Here is a 24,719-nt window from a genome sequence, read left to right as displayed (position 1 = left end):
CCCAACCCAATTAGTGCGTCAGGCGAAACCTTTGGCCGATGAGCTTAGGCCGCCTTGTCCAGTTCAAAGGCATCATGCAGTGCCTGAACAGCAAGTTCCATGTATTTCCTGTCGACAAGGACGGAAATTTTGATCTCGGAGGTTGTAATGACCTTGATGTTGATCCCCTCATCCGAGAGAACCTTGAACATCTTGGCCGCAACACCCGATTGCGAGCGCATGCCGATGCCCACAACCGAAACCTTGCAGACGTCTTCGTCGGCCACCAGCTCGGCATAGTTCAGCTCACCCGCATCCTTGATCGCCAGCAGCGCTTTTTCGGCGCGCGCAACCTGATCGGTTGGGCACGAGAAGGTCATATCCGTGCGCCCCTCATCCGAGATGTTCTGGACGATCATATCCACATTCACGCCCTCATCGCTGAGCGCGGTGAAGATGATCGAGGCGATGCCGGGGCGGTCGGCCACGGAAACGACGGTCATCTTGGCTTCGTCGCGGGAATAGGCCACACCGGCCACAACATTGGATTCCATGATATCCTCCTCGTCGCAGACCAGTGTACCGGCCTCGTCGGATTGTTCTTCGAAACTTGAAAGAACGCGCAGTTTCACCTTATAGCGCATCGCCAGCTCGACCGAGCGGGTTTGCAGCACTTTCGCGCCCAGCGACGCCAGTTCGAGCATTTCCTCGAACGAAATCCGATCCAGCTTGCGCGCCTTTTCGCAGATGCGCGGGTCGGTCGTGTAGACGCCATCGACGTCCGTGTAGATATCGCAGCGCTCGGCCTCAAACGCGGCAGCAAAGGCAACAGCGGTCGTGTCCGAACCGCCACGGCCCAGCGTCGTGATCCGGCCTTCGGGGCTGATACCCTGGAAACCGGCAACCACGGCCACCCTCATGCCTTCGCCGAACTTTTGGTTCAGGTTGTCGGTCGGAATTTCCTCGATCCGGGCCGAGGAATGCGCGCCATTGGTCAGCAGCGGCACCTGCCAGCCCTGCCAGCTGCGCGCCGGAATTTCCATCTCCTGCAACGTCAGCGCCATCAGGCCGGCGGTGACGTTTTCGCCCGACGACACCACAGCATCATACTCGCGGGCGTCGAACAGCGGCGAGGTCTCGTTAACCCACCCCACCAATTCGTTGGTTTTGCCGGACATTGCCGAGACGATGACGATGACGTCATAGCCCTTTGCCACCTCAACGCCGATGCGCTTTGCCGCGCGGCGGATGCGGTCAAGATTGGCAACCGATGTGCCACCGAATTTCATCACGAGTACGGGCATGGGGGCAAGTGTCTCCGCGCCTTGGATTTAAAGTCCCGAGCCTCATATGCGAGGGGGACACCAAGAGCAAGGGGCGCTGCATAACAGATATTGCGTCAAGGGGCCGCTTTACTTTCCGAAAACGCAATGTCAGCCTAGCGCTAAAGCAATTCCAAGAGGTTATTCATGCTTCGTTTCGCAACCGTCCTTGCCGTAATCGCATCCCCCGCCCTGTCCCAGCAAGCCAGCGTGGCTGGCACCGATGGACAGAACGCGCTGGGTACGGTTCCCTGCGCCGGCAGAGCCGGAGATCCGCTGCAAAGCTGCAATGCCGAACTGCGCCGCCGCGATGATGGCACCGCAACATTGGCCGTGATGTTGCCCGGCGGTGATGTTCGCAGAATTTACTTTACCGATGGCATTCCAGATTCCAGCAGCTCGCCCTCACCGATCAACCATGAAGTTCGGGGCGACATCATGGTGATTTTCATCGAACCCGGCGAAGTGTATGAACTGCCCAAGGCCGCGCTGAACACTCAGTAGGCGTGAGGCTTCCCGTCGTAGGTTTCGAAACAACCTGTGTTGTCCAGCGACAGCGCATCGAAACGCTCCATCAGGCCAGCGACGGCCTGATCCACTTGGATGTCCGCCGCTGAGCCACCCATGTCGGTCTTCACCCAACCGGGGTGATAAATGCCCACTGCAATGCCATCCGCCTTCAAGTCGGCCGCCAGATTACGCCCCAAATTCAACGCCGCCGCCTTGGAGGCGCGGTAGATATAGCTGCCGCCTGGCGCGCGGGTGTGCGAGGCCATCTGAGACGACATGATCGCAATCCGTCCGCCAGCCGCCCGCAGATTGGGCAATAGGGACTGCACAGTCAGGAAAACGCCAGTGACATTGGCGGCAAAACTCTGCGCCCACATCTCGGCGGGGTAGTCATCAATGCTGTGACCTTTGTCCAGATAAACGCCCGCATTGCAAATCAACAGGTCGACGGGCTGCCCTTTTAGCTGGTCAGCCATGGCCGCTTGATGCGCCGGATCGGCTACGTCTAATTGAACTTCGGCACTGCCATCCCGCGCAGTTCCCGTAACCTCACGACCCTGCGCGCGATACCGCTCTGCCAGAGCCCGTCCAATTCCCCGATTGGCTCCGGTAATCACGATATGCATGTGTCAGTTTGTCTTTCTGCTGGGAATAAAGGGCAGTGGCGCAACCGGCACCCCGTCTTCGATCAAGGATTTCGCCTCATCCGGCTTCACTTCGCCATAGATCGAGCGCTCGGGTGCTTCGCCCAGATGCATCTTGCGCGCCTCCGAAGCGAAGTCATGGCCCACATAGTCAGAGTTTTCTTCGACCTTGCGGCGTAGTTCGGCCAAGACACGTTCAACTTCAGTAGGGGTGCTGGTCACGTTGATATCATCTGACGACGGTTTTGGCATTTGCGCCGTTTTCTGCGCATCCCGCGCAGGCCGGACACGCGGAGTCATGATCGCCTTTTCAACATGCGCACATCCACATACCGCGCATGTCACCATGCCCGAGGCTGCCAGCTTGTCGTATGCTTCGGCAGATTGGAACCAGCTGTCGAAACTATGGCCCTTGCTGCACTTCAACGCGTATTGAATCATGGTCCGTCCAAAATGTCGGTTGGCGAATAGATACCGACCGAAACTCCAATATCAAGTCTCTCAGTATTAAGTTTAGTGTATCCGGGGCGCAAACTTGCGCAAAATAGCGGCAAGATCGGGCGAGTTGACTTTCGATGCGGCCTTTTGAAGCGTACACCATTTGCGTTTCCGCTGCCCTGTCTCGGGAAACTGATTCTGAACCTGATCCACATGCAGCGGGTAGACATCCACCGCGCACAGAACCGGTCCACGCTTGGCGCAGGTTTTGGCCATCGAGAACTGACCAAGCTTGAACGGAACACATGTGCCAATCACACCCGCCTCTTCCCAAGCCTCCTGAGCCGCAGTTTCCGATGCGCTTAAACCATCAATCAACCACCCCTTCGGGATGATCCAGCGCTGCGCCTTGCGGGAGGTGATCAAAAGAACTTCAGGACGACCCCGCGACAGGCGATAGCACACAGCTGCTGCCTGAGGCAGGACCGGAACCCGCCCCACATTTAGGTCTAGACTGGACGCCCGAGAAACTTTCATCGCGCCGCACTCACTTTCGCATCAGATCAGTGCCTGTATACCGCGTCTTCTATTAAGCTCTTGTATCGCGGCTTGTTAAAGTCAGTATACCACATGATGCGGCAGCGACCAAATTTAACCGCTACATACGCGCACTCAGCCTGCGAACCAGAACATCGTGCGAGATATCTGCGTCCATCGCCAACCGGCGCAAACCAAAGTGAACATGCGCGATCTGCTGGTAATACCGGGTGTAGATGTAGTTCGCGCCACCCCCAGCAAGCGCCCCCAGAACCGGTACGGATTGCGCCGCCAGTTTCTGCCCCAACACAACCGAGAGCTTTGGCGCCACAGCCGCAATCAGTTTCTTCATCGCGGGGCCTGTCAGCGTCAGGCGCACGGAAAAGAACCCCAGATCCGCTCCGTCATCGTGCGACAAGGGACCCGCTGCCGCCAACACCCGAGCACAGTCGAATTTCACGTTTTCTTCAGCCGGGTCAAAGCCTTCGCGCGCTGCCGCGCCCTGGATTGAGCGCAACAGCATGGCCGTGGTCGCCGGCAACTCGACCAAAGCGGTAGACAGGCCACCCAATCCGCCCGCAGCGCCCATCGCCGTCGTCACGGCAGTGTTCACCCAAGGGGCCTGATCGGGCACGACCTGCCGCGAGCCTTGTGCCGCCTGCATTGCCATCCAAAGGGCTTGTTCGGTCGCTCCGGTCAAGCCGTCGCGCAAGGGTTCGGGCAGTTGGTCCAGCAGGGATTCCGCCGAGCCGCCCAAAGCGTTGAGCAGTTTTACACCCGCCCCACCGGCCGAGCGGTAGTGTTTCGCCAAGCGATCCAATTCCGCATCCGCGTCAACACTGTCGATCAGTATAACATCCTGCATCCGAACCCTCCGTTCCTTGAAAGATCGGAATTTAGGCGCGGTGTTTCAATAGCTCAGCGCGTCCAGCGGGTTACGGCTCCGGTAATATTGTCCCACTTTCCGGGGCTCAGAGCCATGCCCAAAACACGCTCTGGGTTGGTCGGCGGCGGCATCTCAACCCCCGTCAATGGCGTGAAACCGAACCGGGCGTAATATGGCGCGTCGCCTACCAGCATGACACGATCCCAACCCATTTCCCGTCCCGTTTCAACGCCGGAGTTGATAAGGTAACCGCCAAGCCCCTCGCCTTGATGCGTTGGATGAACCGCGACAGGTCCCAACAGCAAGGCGTCATGATCGCCAACGTGGATCGGCCAGAACCGGATCGCTCCGGCCAGAATTCCCTGCCCATCGCGGGCAACCAAAGACAAACCGGCTACCGGAGGCACATCATCGCGCAAACGGTAAGAGGAAAGCGCCTCGCGCCCCGGCGCAAAGCACAGATCATAGAGGGCCTCGACCTCCCACCAATCCTGCGGCTCTTCCGGCCTGATCGCGAAGTGCTGCACGCCTGCCCTCTTTTCCTAGCTGGCAATCGCCCTAGCACTTCGTTACGCCTTGGGCAAACGCTTGGAGACCATATGTTCTATCGCCCCGAAGACGGCCACGGCCTGCCGCACAACCCGTTCAACGCCATCATCACCCCGCGCCCCATCGGATGGATTTCGTCGCGCGACGCAAATGGGATCAACAACCTGGCCCCCTACTCATTCTTCAACGGGGTTGCCTACACCCCGCCACAGGTGATGTTTGCCACAACAGGAACCAAGCACGATCAGGACGGCGGCAAGGATAGCATCGCCAATATTGAGGCAACGGGCGTATTCTGCGTGAACATCGTAGCCTTTGCCCACCGGGATGCGATGAACGCCAGTTCTGCCGGACTGCCAAAGGAAACCGACGAATTTGCCCATGCAGGCCTGACGGCGGTCGAGTGCGAAACCATCGCCTGCTCACGCGTAGCAGATGCGCCCGCTGCGCTGGAATGCAAGCTGACCGAGATCACGACTCTACCCGGTGAGGCGAACCGCGTTGTCTTTGGCGAAGTGACCGGGGTCCATCTGCGTGACGATTGCCTGAAGGATGGCAAATTCGACGTGACAACCTTCCAGCCTTTGGCGCGGCTTGGCTACCGAGACTATGCCGTTGTCACCGAGTTGTTTTCACTGAACAGGCCTGATGATTGAGGCCTGCCCCTAAGGGGCGCTGCCCCCGCCGCCCTGCGGGGCGACTCCCCCGAGATATTTCTGGCCAGATGAAGCAGAGGGATCCTTCTTTCATCTGGCCAACAAATATCTCGGAGCGCGAGGCAGAGCCTCGCAAATACCTCAGTGGCCGCCCAGGATGCCGGTACGGACCGAGTAGTCCACGGCCAAGCCGTAATCCGGGTCATCGTCGCTATCGACCATCAAGTGGCCCGCTTTGTTCAGCAGCTTATGGCAGTCGTGGCTAAGATGGCGCAGCATCACGCGCTTGCCCGCAGTCTCGTATTTTGCAGCAACGTTTTCGATGGCCTGAAGGGCTGATTGATCGACCACGCGGCTTTCGGCGAAATCCACAATGACCACGTCAGGATCGTTCGGAACGTCGAACAGCTCAACAAATCCGTCCGACGAACCGAAGAACAACGGCCCCTGGATTTCATAGACTTTCGCGCCCTTTTCCGTCTCAGAGTCGCGGGTTACAGCATGGATACGCTTGGCGTTATTCCACGCATAGGCCAGGGCCGAAACAATCACGCCAACGACAACCGCAACCGCAAGGTCTTCCATCACCGTAACTACAGTCACCAGAACAATCACGAAGGCGTCCATCAAAGGCACCTTGCGCATGATCTTGAATGAGTTCCAGGCGAAGGTCCCGATCACCACCATGAACATTACGCCAACCAGCGCAGCCAGCGGGATTTGCTCGATCAGCGGCGAGGCGAACAAGATGAAGATCAGAAGGAACAGAGCAGCCGCGATACCCGCGATCCGGGTGCGGCCGCCGGACTTCACGTTGATCATCGACTGACCGATCATGGCGCAACCGCCCATGCCTCCGAAGAAGCCGGTTGCGACGTTCGCGACACCCTGCGCGATGCATTCCTGCGAGGCACCACCGCGTTTGTTAGTGATCTCGCCCACAAGGTTCAGAGTCAGCAGAGATTCAATCAGGCCAATTGCGGCCAGAATGACCGCATAGGGCAGGATGATCTCAAGCGTTTCAAAGTTCAGCGGCACCATCGGGATGTGGAAGGCAGGCAAGCCCCCCTCGATCGAGGCCAGATCACCGACGCGTGGCACGTCCAGACCAAAGCCGATCACCAGCGCTGCAACCACCAGAATACCCGCCAGCGGGGCCGGAATGATCCGTGTGATCCGCGGCATGATCCAGATCACCGCCATGGTCAGCGCGACGAGGCCCAACATGGTATAAAGCTGTATGCCCGAGAGCCACTCGCCCCCACTCATCCCATGGCCGGTGTTTTCCATGGTTCCAGGGACCTTGAACTGGCCCATCTGCGCCAGAAAGATCACAATCGCCAGACCGTTCACAAAGCCCAGCATCACCGGATGCGGTACAAGGCGAATGAAACGCCCCCAATGCATCGCACCGGCAATCACTTGCAGGATGCCCATCAAAACCACCGTTGCGAACAAGTACTCGACCCCATGCTGCGCGACCAACGCCACCATCACGACCGCCAACGCGCCCGTTGCGCCCGAAATCATGCCGGGGCGACCTCCGATTAGCGCAGTGATCAGGCCGACCATGAAGGCCGCGTAGAGACCGACCAGAGGATGCACGCCCGCGACAAAGGCAAAGGCCACAGCCTCGGGCACCAGCGCCAGGGCGACGGTCAATCCTGACAGCAGCTCAATCCGCAGGCGTGACACGGTCAGGCCCTCATCGGGCACCCAACGGAGATCGGGCTTGGCAATACGGTTGGCAAAACTTGCCAGCATGGCTCGGGGCATGGGACGGTCCTGTGGGTCTTTATGTTCGCGCGGAAGAGGGCCTTTTACCTGTCAAAGCACCCAAGAGATACCGCGCCCAGCGGGACCCTGATATGCGTCAACCGCATAGCTTAACACCACAACTCGCGACGAAACGGTGCAAATGGCTGAGACCACTTGCCAATTTCGCCTGCGACCCGCAGAGTTTTCCCGCACGGATTGAGCAGCGGAGACCCAACGTGACCCAAACAAAAATCGGCGTTATCGGCGGATCAGGCATTTACGACATCGACGGCCTGGAAAATGCGGAGTGGGTCCGGGTCGATACGCCATGGGGAGCGCCCTCCGATGAGGTTCTGACCGGCTCATTGGACGGGGTCAACATGGTGTTCCTGCCGCGCCATGGACGTGGACACATCCATTCACCGACCGAAGTCCCCTATCGCGCCAATATAGACGCGTTGAAGCGGCTGGGGGTGACGGATGTGATCTCGGTCTCTGCCTGCGGATCGTTCCGCGAGCATATGGCACCGGGTGATTTCGTAATCGTGGATCAGTTCATCGACCGCACATTTGCACGCGAGAAAAGTTTTTTCGGAACTGGCTGCGTGGCCCATGTCAGCGTGGCGCATCCGACCTGCCCGCGCCTGTCGAATGCCTGCGAAGAGGCCGGAATAGCTGCAGGCATAACCGTGCATCACGGCGGCACCTATCTGGCGATGGAGGGGCCGCAGTTTTCGACCCTGGCCGAGTCCAAGATGTACCGCGAACAGTGGGGCTGCGATGTGATCGGCATGACCAACATGCCGGAAGCAAAACTCGCCCGCGAAGCTGAGCTTTGCTATGCCTCGGTCGCGATGGTCACTGACTATGACAGCTGGCACCCTGATCATGGCGAGGTCGACGTGACCTCGATTATCGCAACCCTCACCGGGAATGCAGAAAAGGGCCGGGCTTTGGTAAAAGGACTACCGGCGTTGCTGGGTCCGATCCGGACGCCGTGCCCGCATGGGTGCGACAGGGCCCTGGACCATGCAATCCTGACGGCCCCGGAAGATCGCGACCTGACCGTGCTGGCTAAGCTGGACGCGGTGGCGGGCCGGGTTCTGTAGCCTTACTGTGGCAACAGATTGTCCTGTACGGTCTGCCACAAGCCATGCGACCAGAGATCATTGTGGGTGCCGCCCTCGATCATGAACAATTCCGCTTCGCTTCCTTCGGCAAGCGCTGTTCCGTGATGTGGCGGGACCACGATGTCCTCGGTGCCGTGGAAGATCAGCGTCGGCACCTCGATCTGACCGATAATGTCGCGTGTGGCAAACTTGTCGTGCATGAGAAGTGAGACGGGCAGCCAAGGGTAGCGCTCGGCCGCGACATCAACGGTTGCCGTAAAGGGTGCTTCCAAGACCAGCAGTTCCGCTTCGGGGCGCTGCGCAGCAACAGCGGCCGCGACGCCGGTTCCAAGGCTCTGACCGTGGAGCACAACCGATTGGCCCTGTGCGATTAACTGGTCATAAAGGGCCAGACCGTCAGCGACGAAAGCGGCCTCGGACGGAGTGCCATCGCTGCCGGGGAACCCTCGATAACTTGGCGCAAGCAGACCGAAGCCGCTGTTCAGGATTTCACGTAGCCGGTCGGCGCGGTCCCCCAGGTTACCGCTTTGTCCATGGAAAAACAGAACGGTCGGCGCATCCTCAGCCACTGTAGGCGCGGACCAGACCGTCAGATCGGTGCCATCCGACATGGGCAGCGACAGAACCTCGACATCCGCCAAACCGACCGAGCTGGGTTCAGGTAACACGCCGGATGGTTTGAACAGCAGATCGCGCTGATTCACATACATATAAACCACGGCCAACACATAGAGCGCCGCGATCACCACAATCAGGACAAACGCGCCTTTTCTCAGCCGCGCTGTGTGGTCGTGCGTCAGGTTTTGAGTCTGCTCCATCGGGGCCTCCGTTCATCCGTCTTACCAGTCTGGGCATTGATGCGCGGGATTCAAGAGAGATGTATAAGGCTTAATCCGGCCTTTAGAATTTCTGCGCGAGGCTGAAACCGCTTGACGCCTGCCCTGTGTGAGGGCTTGCTGCGAGGCGAACAGGAACAGGAAGAACCATGTCTTTAGAACTCTGGCTGGCCTTTGTGGCCGCATCGACCGCGTTGCTGCTGATTCCCGGACCGACCGTGCTGTTGGTTCTCAGCTATGCGCTATCAAAAGGGCGCAGCGTGGCGGTTGCCTCGGCCACCGGTGTCGCCGTTGGTGATCTTGTCGCGATGACAGCGTCTCTATTGGGGCTGGGCGCATTGGTTCTGGCCTCTGCCACGTTGTTTTCCGTGTTAAAATGGATCGGGGCCGCCTATCTGGTCTGGCTGGGCATCAAACTATTGCGCAGCGCACCATCGAGCGGTTTGAACCCGGTCGATACAGGGCGAGACGTCACTGCGCGTGGAGTTTTCGGGCATGCAGCGGCGGTTACCGCCCTGAACCCGAAATCTATCGCCTTTTTCATCGCTTTCGTCCCGCAGTTCCTGCGCCCGGCCGAGCCCTTGAGTCCTCAATTCGCAATCTTGATCGCGACCTTCGTGGGTCTCGCGTGGCTGAACGCGCTGGCCTATGCGTTTTTGGCTGATCGACTGCGGCTCATGATAGGCCGCGCTGGCGTGATCAACGCAATGACACGGTTCGGAGGTCTGGCTCTGATCGGTATGGGAGTGGCAACGGCTGTTCTGCGGCGACCCGCCTAATCGTCTGCGTGTTCCTTCATGAATCCGCGGATAAAGCGGCGGATTTCGCGTGCAGCTGACGTGTCCAGCTCTTTGCACAATTCGACAAAAGCATCACGTTCGTCCTTGTCCAGACGCAACACCAACTGACTGTTTTTCTTGGTAGAACCCTTACCGTCTTTCTTCGCCACGCGCCTTGATCCCGCAAACTACTTGATTCTCTCCGCGATGCAATGTATATACATAGCATATAGGATGTAGATATCGGGCACCTAACAACAAAAAAAGGATTTTGGCAATGAACCTTCATGCGGCTCAGGCATTTCTTTTGAGAGACCAGCGCAATTGGCGCAAACCTCACCTGTCGTGGCTGCCCGCCACGCTGTACCGGTACTACGGGCTATCAAAGGCCGTCCCGAACCGGCGCAGATAGGCGCAGGCGGCATTCTCTCCTTGCAAGGCTGACCCCAATAGGCCAAACACCCCCGCGTGTTCTGATGCCAAAGGGGTGCCTTATGTCCAGAAACAGCTCGGTCAAGGATTACATCCGAACCATCGTCGATTTCCCCCACGAAGGGATCATGTTTCGCGATGTCACCACCCTGTTTGCCGATCCGCGCGGATTTCGCATGGCCATCGACCAGATGCTGCACCCCTATGCGGGCGAGCGGATCGACAAGGTCGTCGGACTTGAGGCGCGCGGCTTCATCTTGGGTGGCGCCATTGCGCATCAGTTGAGCGTCGGATTCGTTCCCATCCGCAAAAAGGGTAAGCTGCCCGGCACCACGATCAGCCAGGACTACAAATTGGAATATGGCGAAGCGATCGTCGAGATCCATGATGACGCCATCCAAGCCGGCGAGAAGGTCTTGGTTGTCGATGACCTCTTGGCAACCGGCGGCACCGCTGGCGCTGGCATCAAACTGATCGAGCGGCTGGGGGGGGAGATCATCTCTTGCGCGTTTATAGTGGACCTCCCGGAACTGGGCGGGCGCAAAGTGCTTGAGGATATGGGCATGGATGTTCATGTCCTATGTGAATTCGAAGGACTGTGAGCCGAAAAAACTCACATATTATTGTATTGAAATTTGAAACAGCGTTGGCTTAGCGCTGTTTCGCGATCGTTCAAGGCAATTCTTTGCGCAGATGGCGTGATCCGAACGTGTTGTGCGCCGTATCCCGATTGATGCTGCTTGAAGCATTTCTAATTTGGGAGACCACAAAATGTTCCGCAAACTCGCAGTCGCCAGCGTCGCAACGATTCTGTTGGGCACATCCGCAATGGCAGACGGCCATGGTAAAGACATCGTCGATACCGCCGTGTCAGCCGGTAGCTTTGAAACCCTCGTCGCCGCCGTTCAGGCCGCCGAACTTGTAGACACTCTGAAAGGCGAAGGTCCCTTCACCGTGTTCGCCCCTACGGATGAAGCGTTCGCAGCTCTGCCTGAAGGCACAGTGGCCGACCTGCTGAAGCCCGAAAACAAAGACCAGTTGGTCGCCGTGCTGACCTACCATGTGGTGCCGGGCAAAGTGATGTCGGGCGATCTGTCTGACGACATGACCGCAGCCACGGTACAGGGCGGCGATATCACGATTGATCTGGATTCGGGCGTGATGGTGAATGACGCCAACGTCGTTCAGGCCGATATCGAGACATCAAACGGCGTGATCCACGTGATCGACAAGGTCATTCTGCCCGCATCGTAAAGCAAGTCGTAAAGCAAGCAGACACGGTCCGGGTCGTCCATCGTCCGGGCCGTGTCTACGCCTTCAGGATCGCTCCGGGATTCATGATCCCTTTTGGGTCCAACGCAGCCTTGATCCCTCGCATCGCCTGAAGTTTGACGGGATCGCCATAGCGCTCTAGGTCCTCGACCTTCAACCGCCCTACCCCGTGTTCCGCGCTGACCGAGCCGTCAAACGCTTGAACCAGATCATGAACCGCGCTCTTCACCGCTTTGCGGTGGCCATCAAAGGCATCGCGGCTCTGACCCTTTGGCGGGAAGACGTTGTAGTGAAGGTTGCCATCGCCCAAATGCCCGAAACAGTTGATACGGAACGGACCCAGGGCGCCGATCACCTCGGCCCCTTGCCGAATGAACACGGGGATGGTCGAGATCGGGACCGATATATCATGGCTCGAGACGGACCCGATCAGGCGGTTAGCCTCAGGGATACGCTCACGCGCGGCCCAAAGCGCGCGGCGCTGCGCCTCGCTCTGGGCAATCACGCCATCTTGGACAAGACCCCGAGGCTCCGCAGCAGCGAAAATCGCCTCCAAACGCTCAGACGCGGTCTGCCCGGCCGCCAATCCAAGCTCGATAAGCACGCTCCATTCGGGCGGCGTATCGAATGGCTGGCGCACATCGGGCAGCACCTCGGTCAGGAAATCCAACCCTTGCCGGTGGATCAGTTCAAACGAACTGACCGTCTCGCCCACCAAATCGCGCGCAAGGGCCAGCAGGTCGATCGCGGCCTCGGGCGAGGCCACTTGAAACATCGCTGTCCCTACCTCAGCCGGACGTGGAAACAGCTTAAGGGAGGCGGCGGTTATGATCCCCAGCGTCCCCTCGGACCCGATCAACAGATTGCGTAGATCATAGCCCGTGTTGTCTTTTCTCAACCGGCTCAGCCCATGCCAGATTTCACCGCAGGGCAACACCGCCTCTAGCCCCAGACACAGATCACGTGCATTACCATATCGCAGCACGTTGACGCCCCCGGCGTTGGTCGCGAGGTTGCCCCCGATCCGACACGATCCCTGCGCGGCCAGAGACAGGGGAAACAGCCTGTCCGCCGCCTCTGCTGCGGCCTGCACGTCCTCAAGAACGGCCCCAGCCTCGGCAATCATTACGTTTTCAGTTGGATAAACCGCGCGAATGGCGGTCATACGCTCCAGTGAGATCAACAAAGGTGCCGGACCAGAGGTCATGACCTGCCCACCTACCAAGCCCGTGCCGCCGCCATAGGGCACAACCGGCACGCGCGCACCCGAGGCAAGCCGTACCAGCGCCGCCACGTCCTGCACGTTGCGCGGCAGGGCCAACAACCCAATTTCGCCCGCAAACCTGTTGCGCGGCTCTTCCAGGTAACGTTCAGAAACCGGACGCAACACATCATCGCCCAATTCAGCGCGAATGGCGTCAGCAAGCTTGGCATCTGCGGGGTTCAAATCCATTCGCCTTCCTTGCCCAACATGCGCGCGACCGGCAAGCCCTATTCCAGATCGATCAGATATTGCGGCTCTAGCACGACAACTGTGGGCCGGTCCGGCAAACTGCGCAGCGAGACGGTCAGCTCTGACACACCTTCGCGTACAACCGGGAAGTCATTGCGAATATCGACGAGAAAGCGATCCAGCGAGAACCCTGAAAACCAATGCATGGGAATAATCACCGAGCTTTTCAGCCGCTTGAGGACCGAGATCATCTCGGGCAGAGGCATGGTCGTCCCGCCATCCACGGCCGCCATCACAACATCCAGACGCCCCAAAGCAGCAAACTGTTCATCCGAAGGCACGTGATGCAAATGCCCCAAGTGACCGATGCACAACCCTTCGACCTCGAACACGAAAATCGAGTTCCCCTTCTCCTCGACCCCACCAAAGGACGACCGGATATCGGTCGAGACATTGCGAACAAGCATCTCGCCCAGATCCAGATGATGGTCGATCCCCTGCCCAAACTCACCCCACCCCGGCAGCACATGGGGAATGGCCGGGTCCGGATGCGCCGTCCAATGGGTGCTGTGTGCGTGATTCATCGTCACGACATCAGGGATCAGATCAGCGCTGCCGATGAACCCGGTGAAATCCGTGACCGCGTTCAACCCACCCGCAGTCTGGATCAGAAAGGAGGCATGCGCGACATAGCTGATCCGCACCGAAAACTCCGGCACCGGATCCTGCCACGCGGCCTTGTGCAGATATTCAATCCCAGGTGCTGCGTCGGCGAGGGCAATACAATGGCTTGGCCGCCGCTCCTGCGCCGCAGCCGCACCCGAGAGAAATATCAATACAGCCACAATCCAGCGCATAGGAGGAGTGTAGCGCATCCCACCGCTGAGTCATGCCCCTTGTTCATCTGGCCAAAAATATCCCGGGGGAGGCGCGGCTTGCCGCGACGGGGGCAGAGCCCCCTAACCTGCGTCCGTCCTGCCCCGCCGGTCCGACCGCAAGCTGGCGTAAAGAACATGCGTCCGCCACCGTCCGTTGATCTGCAGATAGGACTGTGCCACGCCCTCGTATTTAAAACCCGAGCTTTCCAACAACCCGCGTGAGGGTTTGTTTTCAGGCAAGCAGGCCGCCTCAATCCGGCTGAGGTCCAGACGGGTGAAGGCGTGATGAACGACTGCGCCGATAGCCTCGCGCATATAGCCGTTGCGCGCAAAGCTCTGCCCGGTCCAATAGCCCAGCGTTCCAGCCTGCGCAGGACCGCGGCGGATGTTGTCCAGCGTGATCGCCCCCACCAGCACGTCATCCGAACGGCGGAACAGAAACAGCGGTATCGCGGTTCCGCTGGCGACCGAGCGCTGCGCCCAATAGACCCGGTTGGTGAAAGACTTGCGGCTTAAATGGTCCCTCGCCCAGATCGGCTCCCAGGGGGTAAGGTACTCCTCTGAGGCGCGACGCAGAGCGGCCCATTCGTTGAAGTCGGAATGCACAGGCGGGCGCAGCCTTAGCCGCGCGGTTTCAAGTTTCAGCTTGCGCCTGCCCAACAGCATCACGCTGCACGCCTCTCCTGCAAATCTGCCAGTGTTGGCGCGCCCGAGACCGGACCATAGAGCGCCAAGGCCGCCGGGGCCTTAACGGCCATGCGTTCGGCGAAGGCCCGGACATCCTCAGTGCTGACCGCATCAATCTTGGCGACGGTATCTTCCAACGAAGGCACCCGCCCCCAGATCTGCACCAGACGCGCCAGACGCTCGGCCCGGTTCGAGGGGCTTTCCAGACCCATCAGCATCCCGGCTTTCATCTGCGCACGGGCACGAGCGACCTCTTCTTCGCTCATGTCTTCAGCAGCGCGCTTCATTTCGTCTATCGTGATGGTTGCCAGCTCTGCGACCTGATCGGCAGACGTGCCCGCGTAAAGCGTAGTCGTCCCAGTATCCGCATAGGCCCCGGTCTGCGCAAAGATCGTGTAGCAGAGCCCGCGCGACTCGCGCACTTCCTGGAACAGGCGCGAAGACATGCCGCCGCCCAAAGCCGTCGAATAGATCTGAGCGGTATAGATCCCATCATCGCGATAGCCGGGGCTTTCAAGGGCTAGCGCAAAATGCGCCTGCTCCAGATCTTTTTCTTGCCGCGCCTCACCGCCAGTGAAGCGGGCAGCTTCCGGGATCAGGCCCTTGCGCGGTTGCAAGTGGCCAAACATCTCTTCGGCCATTTTCATCAGCGCATCGTGATCCACAGCACCCGCCGCAGACAGGATCATTTGCTCAGGGCCATAATGCTCGGCCACGAAGCCGGAAAGATCCTCTCGCGAGAAGGAACTCACCCGTTCAGACGGACCGAGAATGGTGCGACCCATTGGCTGGTCGTGATAGCTTTGCTCCTGCAACCAGTCAAAAATCACATCGTCGGGCGTGTCATAGGCCTGACCGATTTCCTGCAGGATCACCCCACGTTCGACCTCGATCTCACGCGGATCAAAAACCGGGTTCAGAACGATGTCACCGATCACGTCCATCGCCAGCGCCACGTCATCTTTCAGAACGCGGGCGTAGTAGGCCGTCACCTCGCGCGAGGTATAAGCGTTGATGTACCCACCTACATCCTCGATCGCCTCAGCGATTTGAAGCGAAGAACGCCGCTCGGTTCCCTTGAACGCCATATGCTCAAGGAAATGCGCGATTCCGTTCTGTTCGATCCGCTCATGCCGACCACCGGCGGTCACCCAGATGCCGATGGCCGCCGATTGCAGCCCCGGCATATGTTCACTGACGATACGAAAGCCGTTCTTCAGCTGGTCTTGTCTGACTGTCACTCAGCTATATGCCTTCTGATATGATCCTCGAGGGCACCCAGATCATTGGCAATCCGCGTCACCCGTTCCGGACGTTCATACAGATCAGACATGCGGGATGGAAGAGGCGGATGTTCCCCGCTCGCCTTCTCGACCGCAGCCGGGAATTTCGCCGGGTGCGCGGTGGCCAGAGTGATCATCGGCACATCCGCTGCGCGGTGGTCCTCAGCCACTTTGATGCCGATGGCCGAATGCGGGCAGACCAGCTCGGCACTATGGGCCAGAGTGTGTTTGATCGTCTCAAGCGTCTCATCCTCGGACACGCGGCTCGAATCAAAACTCTCGCGCAGGGCCTCTATCGCGCCTTGGCTGACGTTGAAGCCGCCGGATTTCAGCTCGTCCATCAACTGAGCGACCGCGCTGCCATCCTCGCCGTAGGCATAGTACAGCGCGCGTTCGAAGTTTGAGCTGACCTGAATATCCATCGACGGGCTGATCGAGGGGATGGTCTCGCCCTTGAAATACCCCTCACCCGACAGGCAACGATGCAGGATGTCGTTCTGGTTCGTCGCTACGACCAGCCGGTCGATGGGCAAGCCCATGCGTTTGGCCAGATAGCCTGCGAAGATGTCCCCGAAATTGCCGGTGGGCACGGTGAAGCTGACCTTGCGATGCGGCGCGCCAACGCTGACAGCAGCCGAGAAGTAGTACACGATCTGCGCCAGAACGCGGGCAAAGTTGATCGAGTTCACTCCGGCCAGTTTGACCTCATCTCGGAAATCGAAATCGTTGAACATGTCCTTCAGCGCGGCCTGACAGTCGTCAAAATCGCCATCCACGGCGAGCGCATGGACATTGCTATCCGCTGGCGTCGTCATCTGGCGGCGCTGCACCTCAGACACCCGTCCGTGCGGATAGAGGATGAACACATCCACCGCATCCAGTCCCCGAAACGCCTCAATCGCGGCCGAGCCGGTATCGCCACTGGTCGCGCCAACGATGGTCACGCGGTCATTGCGGCGTTTCAGGGCCACCTGGAATAGCTGGCCGATCAACTGCATGGCGAAGTCCTTGAAGGCCAGAGTGGGCCCGTGGAACAGTTCCAACAGGAAGTGGTTTTCGTTCAATTGCTTCAAAGGCGCGCGGGCGTCGTGGCCGAAGCCTTCATAGGCGCGGGCGATGATCTGTTTGAACTCATCCTCTGCGAAGGAACCGCTGACATAGGGCCACATCACGAGGAACGCGATCTCCTCGTAGGAAAGCCCGGCCATGGCGGCGATCTCATCATGGCTGAGCGTTGGGATTTCGGCGGGTAGGTACAAGCCACCGTCACGGGCCAGTCCAGTCAGCATCGCCTCTTCAAAGCTCAGTTCAGGCGCTTGGCCACGGGTCGAGATGTATTTCATTGCGGGTCACTCTCAGAAGGGGCGCGATTGCGCCACAGGAAGTATCCGGTCATCGCGGCCCAGACGAGGGCCAATCCAAACCATGTGATTGCATATTGCAGGTGATCATTGGGAATCCCGGCCGTGTCGACAGGTAGTGGGGTCACGCCCGGATCGGTCTGAGTCCGGGCGATCAGCAGGATCGGCTCGGCCCCCAGAGCGGCGGCCAGATTGGGCACGTCGCGGGCGAACCAGATGTTGCTGTCGATATCGGCCTCGGGCGTGTAGCTGTCGATCTCATCGGGCCAATGCAGGTTGCCTGTCACCTCCATCGGGCCGGTCAAACGATCAGTCTGCTTGGCCGTGGTGGGCACAAAACCGCGGTCAACCAGAATGGTGCGATCCTGGGTACTGAATGACTGGATGATGCGATACCCGGCACCGACCTGCTTGACTGAGACCAGAACGTGGATCTCGCCAGGCTCCATATCACCGGAGATCGTCACAGGCAGATATTTGTCTTCATCCTCTGACACCTGTTGCGGCAGCGGAACTGGTTCGGCGGCGATGCGGCTGTCGATCTCGGACAGGATCTCTTGTTTCCAAGCCAGACGCTGGACCTGCCAAGTACCAAGCCACAGCAAGACGCCCAAACCGGCGAGACTGAAGATCAGCAGAAACAGAGTGCGGCGCATGGAAGGACTATCGCTCGTTGCAGGAACCGGCGTCTTGTTAAGGGGGGCAGGCACGAGAATGCAACCACGCAATTGTATGGGGCGCAATCCTGCCCTCGAAAATGCGGAAAAGCCGCCCCGAAGAGCGGCTTTTGCAGTTCAATACCAGAGCCGCTTAGAACAGCGGCGCCTGTCCCCAGATGTAGACTGCGAAGAACAGGAACAGCCAGACCACGTCAACGAAGTGCCAGTACCAGGCTGCGGCCTCAAAACCGACGTGCTTCTCGGGGGTGAAGTCCCCTTTCATCGCGCGGATCAAACACACAGTCAGGAAGATCGTGCCGATGACGACGTGGAAGCCGTGGAAGCCAGTTGCCATGAAGAAGTTCGAGTAGAACTGGTCACCGCCGAACTGCCAGTCCTCATGGGCCAGCAATTCATAGTATTCATACGCCTGAAGTGCAGTAAACAGGATACCCAGCACGATACCGATGGCCAGACCGTTGATCAGCGCCTTGCGATCGTTGTCGTGAACCAGAGCGTGGTGCGCCCAGGTGATCGCACAGCCCGACAGCAGCAGGACCAGGGTGTTGATAAGCGGCAGGTGGAACGGATCAACCGCGTGGATATCCGGCTGAATGTATTCGGTGCCCGCATAGTCGTACATCGGGTACATCCGATGTTTGAAGAACGACCAGAACCAGGCAAAGAAGAACATTACCTCGGACATCACGAACAGGATGAAGCCATAGCGCAGACCGATGCGCACAACCGGCGTGTGGTCGCCCTGACGGCTTTCCACCACAACTTCGGACCACCAGGCGAACATGGTGTACAGCACGGCAACGAGACCGGCCCAGAACAGCCACGGCGTCACACCGTGCATCCAAAGGACGGCTCCGAACAGCATCACAAAGCCACCGACAGCGCCGATCAGCGGCCAGATCGACGGGGCCAAAATGTGATAATCATGGTTTTTTGCGTGTGCCATCAGCGTCCCTCACCTAAAGGCGTTAGTTCGTGTTTGTGTCTTCCTGCGTTTCAAGGGCGGCATAGCCCTCGGGCAGGTCAATTTCGTAGAATGTATACGACAGAGTAATCGTATGCACATATTTCGCTTCGAGGTCTTCGACCATTTCCGGATCAACAAAGAAGCTGACCGGCATCTCTACCCGCTCACCGGGTTGCAAAACCTGCTCTTCAAAGCAGAAGCAGGCGATTTTCTGGAAATAGCCACCTGCCGAATACGGCGCGACGTTGTAAGACGCCTGTCCCGCAATCGGGCGATCGGTCGGGTTGTAGGCCTCATAAAAGGCCAGCCCGGTTTCACCGATGCGCACCTCCATCTCACGCTCGACGGGCTTGAACTCCCACGCCATGTCCTTGGCTTTGGATGCGTCGAAACGGACCGTCACTTTGCGGTCGAGGATATCATCAGGCGCGGCTTCGGCAACGCCGGTCGTGCCTCCGAACCCTGTGACACGGCAGAACCAGTCATAGAACGGCACAGCCGCCCAAGCGAGGCTGCCCATCAGGACAACCACACCCACGGTTTGCACAACAGTTTTCTGAGGACCGGACAGAGCCATCAGTTTTGCACCTCCTGCACGGGTTGTCCCAGGCTGGTGCCCGAGACCTTGACGATTGTGAGGCCGAAGATGATCACGATGAAGGCCGCAAGTGTCAGGCCAACACCCAGATTTCGGCTGAAACGGCGTTCATGAATTTCGTGGCTTTTTCGCAGGCTCATGACCACCCTCCCAAACCGTAGGGTTTCAGCAGCGCCTCAACCAGAATCGCGCCGAAATGCAGGAACAGGTACAGCAGGGACAGCTTGAAAAAGCTCCGCTCGGCCTTGAAATTGTCTGCTTCCGCGTCGTCTTCGGTACGGCGCGAGATCTGCCAAGCGCCGCGCAGGAACAGGGCGTTCAGCACCAAGGCCACTACCAGATAGACTGGTCCACCGATGTCTGAGAACGCGGTGCCAACGGCCAGAACAGCCAGAAGGCCGGTGTAAACGAGAATATGCTTACGGGTCGCGCGACGGCCATGGGTCACGGTCAGCATGGGCACGCCCGCATCGTCGTAGTCCGAGCGCATGAACAGCGCCAATGCCCAGAAATGTGGCGGCGTCCACATGAAGGTCAGGGCAAACATCAACCAAGGCTCAAGCGTCATTGACCCGGTTGCGGCAACCCAGCCGATCACCGGAGGGAACGCACCTGCCGCGCCGCCGATCACGATGTTCTGCGGCGTCGAGCGTTTCAGCCACATCGTGTAGACCACAACGTAGAAGAAAATGGTGAAGCCAAGAAACGCCCCTGCAAACCAGTTGGTCGCAAGGCCCAGCATGATCACCGACAGGCCCGACAGAGCCAGGCCCAGGGAAAGCGCCTCGCCTTCCTGTACTTTACCGGCGGGAATCGGACGGCCTTTGGTCCGCTTCATAACCCGGTCGATATCCGCATCCCACCACATGTTCAGTGCACCAGACGCGCCGCCACCGATGGCGATAAACAGGATGGCGCAGAAACCCACGAACGGATGCACCGACGCCGGAGCCGCCAGCAAGCCGACCAGAGCCGTAAACACGACCAGAGACATCACACGCGGCTTCAGCAGGGCGAAATAATCGCCAAAGCTGGCCTCATCCGCGTATGCCTTGGCGGTCGATGTGCTGGCATTGATGCTTGCGTCGGTCATCTTGGGTCCTTTTGGGGCGAAAGCTGCGCGCTCTAGCGCGCAGCCAACGAGTATTCTAAGGCGCGAACGCCCAGTCTACGCTCAGTTCGAGGCCACCTGAAAGTTCTGCGGCGTGCCCGCATATTCTTCGATCGCGCCATTCAGCCACTGTTCGTAGGCCTCTTCGCTGACCACTTTGACGGTGATCGGCATGTACGCGTGGTCCTTGCCGCAAAGCTCGGAACACTGGCCGAAATAGACGCCCTCTTTGTCAGCTTCAAACCACAACTCGGCCAGACGACCGGGAACGCCGTCCTGCTTCACGCCGAAGGACGGGATCGTCCACGAGTGGATCACGTCAGATGCGGTGACCTGCATCACGATGACCTTGCCGACCGGAACCACAACAGCGGTATCAGTGGCCAGCAGCCATTCGTCGTCGCTATAGCCCGCATCAGCCAGTTTGGCGCGCATGGCGTCATCCAGAACGAAGGGGGTCACATCCGCGTCTGCAGGGCGTGCGCCTTCATCCAGCGTGGCGGGGTGGCCAAGCAGGTAGCTGTCGAATGCGAAATCGTGATCAACATATTCGTAGGTCCAGTACCACTGGTTGCCGACCACTTTGATAACCACGTCACCTTCGGGGATTTCCTGCTGCTTGAACAGAACCGGCAAAGAGAAAGCGCCGATGAACACCAGAATCAGGATCGGACCCAAAGTCCACGCGATTTCAACCGGGGTGTAGTGCGAGAACCGCGCGGGTGTCGGGTTGGCGCGCTGATTGTAGCGAACAATGCAGTAAACCAGCAGCGCAGCAACAAACAGGCAGATCACGGTGATGATCACCAGAATCATCGCGTCCAGCCTGTGAATCCCGTCTGCAAGGCTGGTCGCTGCGGGTTGAAAGCCCATTCCACCGTCAACCGGCTTGCCAATTATCTCAAGCTCCTGAGCCATGGCGGGAAGGCTGGAGAGGGCCGTAGCAAGCCCGGAAAGCATCAAAGCATTCTTCATGTCTTGTCCTGATCGTTTGATCTTTGCGTCTCTGGCGAAAAGGTATGAATCGGTGAAACCACACCCGTTGTCTTTGGCCGCGTTAAAAACCATATTCCTGCGGGTAGATAAAGCAAAATGCTTGCGTCAAACAGACGCTATTTTTGATCTGGATCAAACCGGAAAGGTCACAACCCATGACTCAGGCCCCGTTTCGCCCTTTTGAAAGCGCTCTTCCACATAATGAAGCGCTGTCCATTTTACAATCAGCGACCGCCGGGGCCGAGGACGGAGAACTGTTTGTCGAACGACGGAAATCCGAGTCTTTGGTCTTTGACGATGGCCGGTTGAAGACCGCCTCCTACGATGCGTCTGAGGGATTCGGGCTGCGGGCCGTACAGGGTGAGGTCGCAGGCTATGCACATTCGACAGACGTTTCGATTCCCGCATTGAAGCGCGCGTCCGAGACGGCTCGGCTGGCCGTTGGTGACGGAGGGGGCACCCTGGCCGAGGCCCCTATGGCGACCAATAAACGCCTTTATACCGATGAAGATCCCATCGAAACCGCCAGCTTCCCGGTCAAAGTTGATACCCTGCGAGAGATCGACGCCTTCGCCCGCGATCTTGACCCCCGCGTTGTGCAAGTCAGCGCCACTATCGCCGCCGCGGTGCAAGAGGTCGAGATTCTGCGCCCCGATGGCGTGCTGGTGCGCGACGTGCGCCCGATGACTCGAGTGAATGTCTCGGTCATCGTCGAGCAGAATGGCCGACGTGAAAGCGGCTCGGCTGGTGGAGGAGGTCGCGTCGGCCTGAGCGGACTGATCGACCCCGCTGACTGGCAGAACAAAGCGCGTGAAGCCCTGCGGATCGCACTGATCAACCTCGAAGCCGTCCCTGCCCCAGCCGGAGTGATGGAGGTCGCCCTAGGCCCCGGCTGGCCCGGTATCCTGCTGCACGAAGCCATTGGGCACGGGCTGGAAGGAGATTTCAACCGCAAGGGCAGCTCGGCATTTGCGGGTCTGATGGGGCAGCAGATTGCCTCCAAAGGAGTGACAGTGGTGGATGACGGCACGATTGCTGATCGGCGTGGCTCTATCACTGTGGATGACGAGGGAACGCCAAGCTCTCGCACAGTATTGATCGAGGACGGTATCCTGACTGGGTACATGCAAGACCGACAGAACGCGCGCCTGATGGGCGTCGCCCCTACCGGCAATGGACGAAGGCAAAGCTACGCGCACAAACCGATGCCGCGCATGACCAATACGGTGATGCTGGGTGGCGATGCCGACCCGGCTGCTCTGGTCGCTGATATCAAGGACGGGATCTGGGCCGTGGGTTTCGGTGGCGGTCAGGTCGACATCACCAACGGTAAATTCGTCTTTTCCTGTACCGAGGCCTACCGGGTCGAAAACGGCAAGATCGGCGCTCCGGTCAAAGGCGCGACACTAATCGGGGACGGACCCTCTGCGCTGAACCGCATCCGTGGGTTGGGAAACGATATGGCGCTGGATCCGGGAATGGGAACCTGCGGCAAAGATGGTCAATGGGTGCCCGTAGGCGTCGGCCAGCCAACGGTTCTGATGGACGGACTGACCGTTGGAGGTTCCGCCGCCTGAGTCGGAATCACCTGAAGTAGGAAAGGCGCAGGGTTAACACTGCGCCTTTTCGCTAGAGTGGCTGAAGTCAATTGGAATTGCGCCTCATTCACCTTGGCAGAAGTTTTATACTTACAATACAATTGCTTAACAGCATTCCCTGGAGAACACGCCCAAAAAATTGCATCTAATTTTCAACGATTTACAGGCTGTTAACCCCGACACACGTAAACCAGTTCTGCAATTAGGCGGAGCATCGGATGACCGAAGAGCAGCATTCTTCCAATCACCCCCCACTCCCACCCACCACGGAAGAGGATCGGTTTTCGTGGCTCCGCCTGTTGCGCTCACGCAAGGTTGGTCCGGCGACGTTTCGTCGGCTGCTAAGCGAACATGGCTCAGCGCAGAACGCGCTGGCCGCGCTGCCTGAAATGGCACGCGTTGCCGGAATAAACGGGTATGAAATCTGCCCCCCCGGCGTGATTGAGGCTGAACTCAAGGCCGCACAAGCCGCCAAAGCGCGGCTTGTGTGCCTTGGGTCCGCCGATTTTCCAAAAGCTTTGCAGGATGTATCTGACGCGCCGCCGCTTCTTTGGGCCGTTGGCGATCTTTCCATGCTGCAGAAACCCGCAATCGCAATGGTGGGCGCGCGCAATTGTTCCTCGCTCGGCGCGCGTATGGCTCGTGGTCTGGCGAAGGAACTCGGGGATCTCGGCCATGTTATTGTCTCTGGTCTTGCCCGGGGGATCGACACTTCGGCCCATCTGGCGTCGCTTGACACCGGCACCATCGCCGTGATGGCCGGAGGGGTTGATGTCATCTACCCGGCCGAGAACACGGACCTGGCGCATAAGATCGGCGAAACAGGCCTGCGCCTCTCAGAGCAACCTATGGGGCTGACACCACAAGCCCGCCACTTTCCGCGCCGCAACCGGATTGTATCGGGGCTGGCACAGGCGGTCGTGGTAGTTGAGGCTGCAGCTAAATCAGGCAGCCTGATCACCGCACGAGACGCGCTGGACCAAGGGCGCGAGGTTCTGGCCGTTCCCGGCCATCCCTTCGATGCAAGGGCCTCCGGATGCAATTCGTTGATTCGGGACGGCGCGACCTTGATCCGATCTGCGGAAGATGTGATCGAAGCCCTGCCCAAGGAAGAAGACCTCTCCCAAACGCGCAGTGAGCCCCCTGCTCCGCCAACACCCACACCCGCTGTGGCGCTGCACGATCAAATCCTAGAACGACTCGGCCCATCGCCCATCGCCGAAGACCAACTGCTGCGCGATATCGCTGCTTCGGCCGGTGATCTTGGTCCGGCTTTGGTAGATCTGGAACTTGAGGGCCGAATCCAGCGCCAACCCGGTGGGCTTTTATCGCTAGCAAGCTGAAATGGGCGTGCCGCCACGTGACACCCCTGTAAGGCT

28 protein-coding genes are annotated in these 24,719 nt (G+C 59.0%); 8 read left to right on the top strand and 20 right to left on the bottom strand.

Annotated elements, in window-relative coordinates; all coding sequences use genetic code 11:
* Positions 1–44: 44 nt before the first annotated feature.
* Positions 45–1,283 carry an aspartate kinase gene (locus tag ACRZ95_RS07435; RefSeq protein WP_170377908.1) on the bottom strand — a complete coding sequence of 413 codons (1,239 nt, stop codon included), beginning with the start codon at positions 1,281–1,283 and terminating at the stop codon, positions 45–47.
* Positions 1,284–1,448: 165 nt separating this feature from the next.
* Between ACRZ95_RS07435 and ACRZ95_RS07430 the strand changes: the two genes are divergently transcribed.
* Entirely contained in the window at positions 1,449–1,805 is a 357-nt protein-coding gene (locus tag ACRZ95_RS07430; protein WP_170377907.1) for a hypothetical protein, read from the top strand.
* Here the strand turns inward: ACRZ95_RS07430 and ACRZ95_RS07425 are convergent.
* The 5 genes from ACRZ95_RS07425 to ACRZ95_RS07405 all read right to left on the bottom strand — a co-directional run bounded on the left by ACRZ95_RS07425 (position 1,799) and on the right by ACRZ95_RS07405 (position 4,843).
* Positions 1,799–2,437 (bottom strand): SDR family oxidoreductase, encoded by a 639-nt coding sequence (locus tag ACRZ95_RS07425; protein ID WP_170677086.1) that lies wholly within the window; start codon positions 2,435–2,437, stop codon positions 1,799–1,801. The two genes, ACRZ95_RS07430 and ACRZ95_RS07425, sit on opposite strands and share 7 nt — an antisense overlap.
* A 3-nt stretch (positions 2,438–2,440) precedes the next feature.
* Positions 2,441–2,896: a DUF1178 family protein gene (locus ACRZ95_RS07420; protein ID WP_170471911.1), complete on the bottom strand. Its 456-nt coding sequence runs from the start codon at positions 2,894–2,896 to the stop codon at positions 2,441–2,443.
* Positions 2,897–2,968: 72 nt separating this feature from the next.
* Positions 2,969–3,430 (bottom strand): NUDIX hydrolase, encoded by a 462-nt coding sequence (locus ACRZ95_RS07415; protein ID WP_170677085.1) that lies wholly within the window; start codon positions 3,428–3,430, stop codon positions 2,969–2,971.
* Positions 3,431–3,551: 121 nt separating this feature from the next.
* Positions 3,552–4,295: an EcsC family protein gene (locus ACRZ95_RS07410; protein WP_170677083.1), complete on the bottom strand. Its 744-nt coding sequence runs from the start codon at positions 4,293–4,295 to the stop codon at positions 3,552–3,554.
* 53 nt (positions 4,296–4,348) lie between these two features.
* On the bottom strand, positions 4,349–4,843 hold the full coding sequence (locus ACRZ95_RS07405; protein WP_170471917.1) for a GNAT family N-acetyltransferase: 495 nt from the start codon (positions 4,841–4,843) through the stop codon (positions 4,349–4,351).
* A gap of 72 nt (positions 4,844–4,915) precedes the next feature.
* Here ACRZ95_RS07405 and ACRZ95_RS07400 point away from each other — a divergent pair, with 72 nt between their 5' ends.
* The gene (locus ACRZ95_RS07400) at positions 4,916–5,521 is read left to right on the top strand and encodes a flavin reductase family protein (protein ID WP_170377900.1); all 606 of its coding nucleotides are present in this window, start codon (positions 4,916–4,918) and stop codon (positions 5,519–5,521) included.
* 141 nt (positions 5,522–5,662) lie between these two features.
* On the opposite strand, the gene ACRZ95_RS07395 is transcribed toward ACRZ95_RS07400, so the two are convergent.
* Positions 5,663–7,297: a SulP family inorganic anion transporter gene (locus ACRZ95_RS07395; protein ID WP_170677081.1), complete on the bottom strand. Its 1,635-nt coding sequence runs from the start codon at positions 7,295–7,297 to the stop codon at positions 5,663–5,665.
* Positions 7,298–7,515: 218 nt separating this feature from the next.
* On the opposite strand from ACRZ95_RS07395, the gene ACRZ95_RS07390 reads away from it, so the two are divergent.
* Positions 7,516–8,388 (top strand): S-methyl-5'-thioadenosine phosphorylase, encoded by an 873-nt coding sequence (locus ACRZ95_RS07390; protein WP_170677079.1) that lies wholly within the window; start codon positions 7,516–7,518, stop codon positions 8,386–8,388.
* 2 nt (positions 8,389–8,390) lie between these two features.
* Here the strand turns inward: ACRZ95_RS07390 and ACRZ95_RS07385 are convergent, their stop codons facing one another.
* The gene (locus ACRZ95_RS07385; protein WP_170677077.1) at positions 8,391–9,227 is read right to left on the bottom strand and encodes an alpha/beta hydrolase; all 837 of its coding nucleotides are present in this window, start codon (positions 9,225–9,227) and stop codon (positions 8,391–8,393) included.
* A 167-nt stretch (positions 9,228–9,394) separates the two neighbouring features.
* Here ACRZ95_RS07385 and ACRZ95_RS07380 point away from each other — a divergent pair, with 167 nt between their 5' ends.
* Positions 9,395–10,024: a LysE family translocator gene (locus tag ACRZ95_RS07380; RefSeq protein ID WP_170665669.1), complete on the top strand. Its 630-nt coding sequence runs from the start codon at positions 9,395–9,397 to the stop codon at positions 10,022–10,024.
* Here the strand turns inward: ACRZ95_RS07380 and ACRZ95_RS07375 are convergent.
* Positions 10,021–10,194 (bottom strand): hypothetical protein, encoded by a 174-nt coding sequence (locus tag ACRZ95_RS07375; protein ID WP_170377890.1) that lies wholly within the window; start codon positions 10,192–10,194, stop codon positions 10,021–10,023. The two genes, ACRZ95_RS07380 and ACRZ95_RS07375, sit on opposite strands and share 4 nt — an antisense overlap.
* A 324-nt stretch (positions 10,195–10,518) precedes the next feature.
* Here ACRZ95_RS07375 and ACRZ95_RS07370 point away from each other — a divergent pair, with 324 nt between their 5' ends.
* Together ACRZ95_RS07370 and ACRZ95_RS07365 are read left to right on the top strand one after the other, a co-directional pair.
* Entirely contained in the window at positions 10,519–11,058 is a 540-nt protein-coding gene (locus ACRZ95_RS07370) for an adenine phosphoribosyltransferase (RefSeq protein WP_170462186.1), read from the top strand.
* Positions 11,059–11,227: 169 nt separating this feature from the next.
* A complete protein-coding gene (locus ACRZ95_RS07365; RefSeq protein WP_170377886.1) occupies positions 11,228–11,710 on the top strand; it encodes a fasciclin domain-containing protein in 483 nt (160 codons plus the stop codon).
* 55 nt (positions 11,711–11,765) lie between these two features.
* On the opposite strand, the gene ACRZ95_RS07360 is transcribed toward ACRZ95_RS07365, so the two are convergent.
* From ACRZ95_RS07360 to coxB, 11 genes are all read right to left on the bottom strand, one after another.
* The gene (locus tag ACRZ95_RS07360; RefSeq protein ID WP_170677075.1) at positions 11,766–13,181 is read right to left on the bottom strand and encodes an FAD-binding oxidoreductase; all 1,416 of its coding nucleotides are present in this window, start codon (positions 13,179–13,181) and stop codon (positions 11,766–11,768) included.
* A gap of 38 nt (positions 13,182–13,219) precedes the next feature.
* Positions 13,220–14,038: an MBL fold metallo-hydrolase gene (locus tag ACRZ95_RS07355; protein WP_170677302.1), complete on the bottom strand. Its 819-nt coding sequence runs from the start codon at positions 14,036–14,038 to the stop codon at positions 13,220–13,222.
* 102 nt (positions 14,039–14,140) lie between these two features.
* Positions 14,141–14,725: a GNAT family N-acetyltransferase gene (locus ACRZ95_RS07350; protein WP_170677073.1), complete on the bottom strand. Its 585-nt coding sequence runs from the start codon at positions 14,723–14,725 to the stop codon at positions 14,141–14,143.
* Entirely contained in the window at positions 14,725–15,987 is a 1,263-nt protein-coding gene (locus ACRZ95_RS07345; RefSeq protein WP_170677071.1) for a M16 family metallopeptidase, read from the bottom strand. The genes ACRZ95_RS07350 and ACRZ95_RS07345 overlap by 1 nt, the downstream gene beginning before the upstream one ends.
* The gene (gene thrC / locus ACRZ95_RS07340) at positions 15,984–17,372 is read right to left on the bottom strand and encodes a threonine synthase (RefSeq protein ID WP_170677069.1); all 1,389 of its coding nucleotides are present in this window, start codon (positions 17,370–17,372) and stop codon (positions 15,984–15,986) included. The genes ACRZ95_RS07345 and thrC overlap by 4 nt, the downstream gene beginning before the upstream one ends.
* Positions 17,369–18,046: an SURF1 family protein gene (locus ACRZ95_RS07335; RefSeq protein ID WP_170639326.1), complete on the bottom strand. Its 678-nt coding sequence runs from the start codon at positions 18,044–18,046 to the stop codon at positions 17,369–17,371. Before ACRZ95_RS07335 ends, thrC begins: the two co-directional genes overlap by 4 nt.
* A 154-nt stretch (positions 18,047–18,200) precedes the next feature.
* Positions 18,201–19,016 carry a cytochrome c oxidase subunit 3 gene (locus tag ACRZ95_RS07330; RefSeq protein ID WP_170471942.1) on the bottom strand — a complete coding sequence of 272 codons (816 nt, stop codon included), beginning with the start codon at positions 19,014–19,016 and terminating at the stop codon, positions 18,201–18,203.
* 22 nt (positions 19,017–19,038) lie between these two features.
* Positions 19,039–19,614 (bottom strand): cytochrome c oxidase assembly protein, encoded by a 576-nt coding sequence (locus ACRZ95_RS07325; RefSeq protein WP_170377874.1) that lies wholly within the window; start codon positions 19,612–19,614, stop codon positions 19,039–19,041.
* Complete coding sequence (locus ACRZ95_RS07320; RefSeq protein WP_170377873.1) at positions 19,614–19,775, bottom strand: hypothetical protein; 162 nt, start codon at positions 19,773–19,775, stop codon at positions 19,614–19,616. The genes ACRZ95_RS07325 and ACRZ95_RS07320 overlap by 1 nt, the downstream gene beginning before the upstream one ends.
* On the bottom strand, positions 19,772–20,728 hold the full coding sequence (gene cyoE, locus ACRZ95_RS07315; protein WP_170677067.1) for a heme o synthase: 957 nt from the start codon (positions 20,726–20,728) through the stop codon (positions 19,772–19,774). The genes ACRZ95_RS07320 and cyoE overlap by 4 nt, the downstream gene beginning before the upstream one ends.
* A gap of 81 nt (positions 20,729–20,809) precedes the next feature.
* On the bottom strand, positions 20,810–21,721 hold the full coding sequence (coxB, locus tag ACRZ95_RS07310) for a cytochrome c oxidase subunit II (RefSeq protein WP_170471948.1): 912 nt from the start codon (positions 21,719–21,721) through the stop codon (positions 20,810–20,812).
* A 176-nt stretch (positions 21,722–21,897) separates the two neighbouring features.
* Between coxB and tldD the strand changes: the two genes are divergently transcribed.
* A complete protein-coding gene (gene tldD, locus ACRZ95_RS07305; protein WP_170677065.1) occupies positions 21,898–23,319 on the top strand; it encodes a metalloprotease TldD in 1,422 nt (473 codons plus the stop codon).
* 239 nt (positions 23,320–23,558) lie between these two features.
* Positions 23,559–24,683: a DNA-processing protein DprA gene (dprA, locus tag ACRZ95_RS07300; protein WP_170677063.1), complete on the top strand. Its 1,125-nt coding sequence runs from the start codon at positions 23,559–23,561 to the stop codon at positions 24,681–24,683.
* Positions 24,684–24,719 lie beyond the last annotated feature (36 nt).

The sequence above is a fragment of the Ruegeria sp. AI3 genome (genome assembly GCF_056541245.1).
This window is presented reverse-complemented; position numbering and strand designations above follow the sequence as displayed.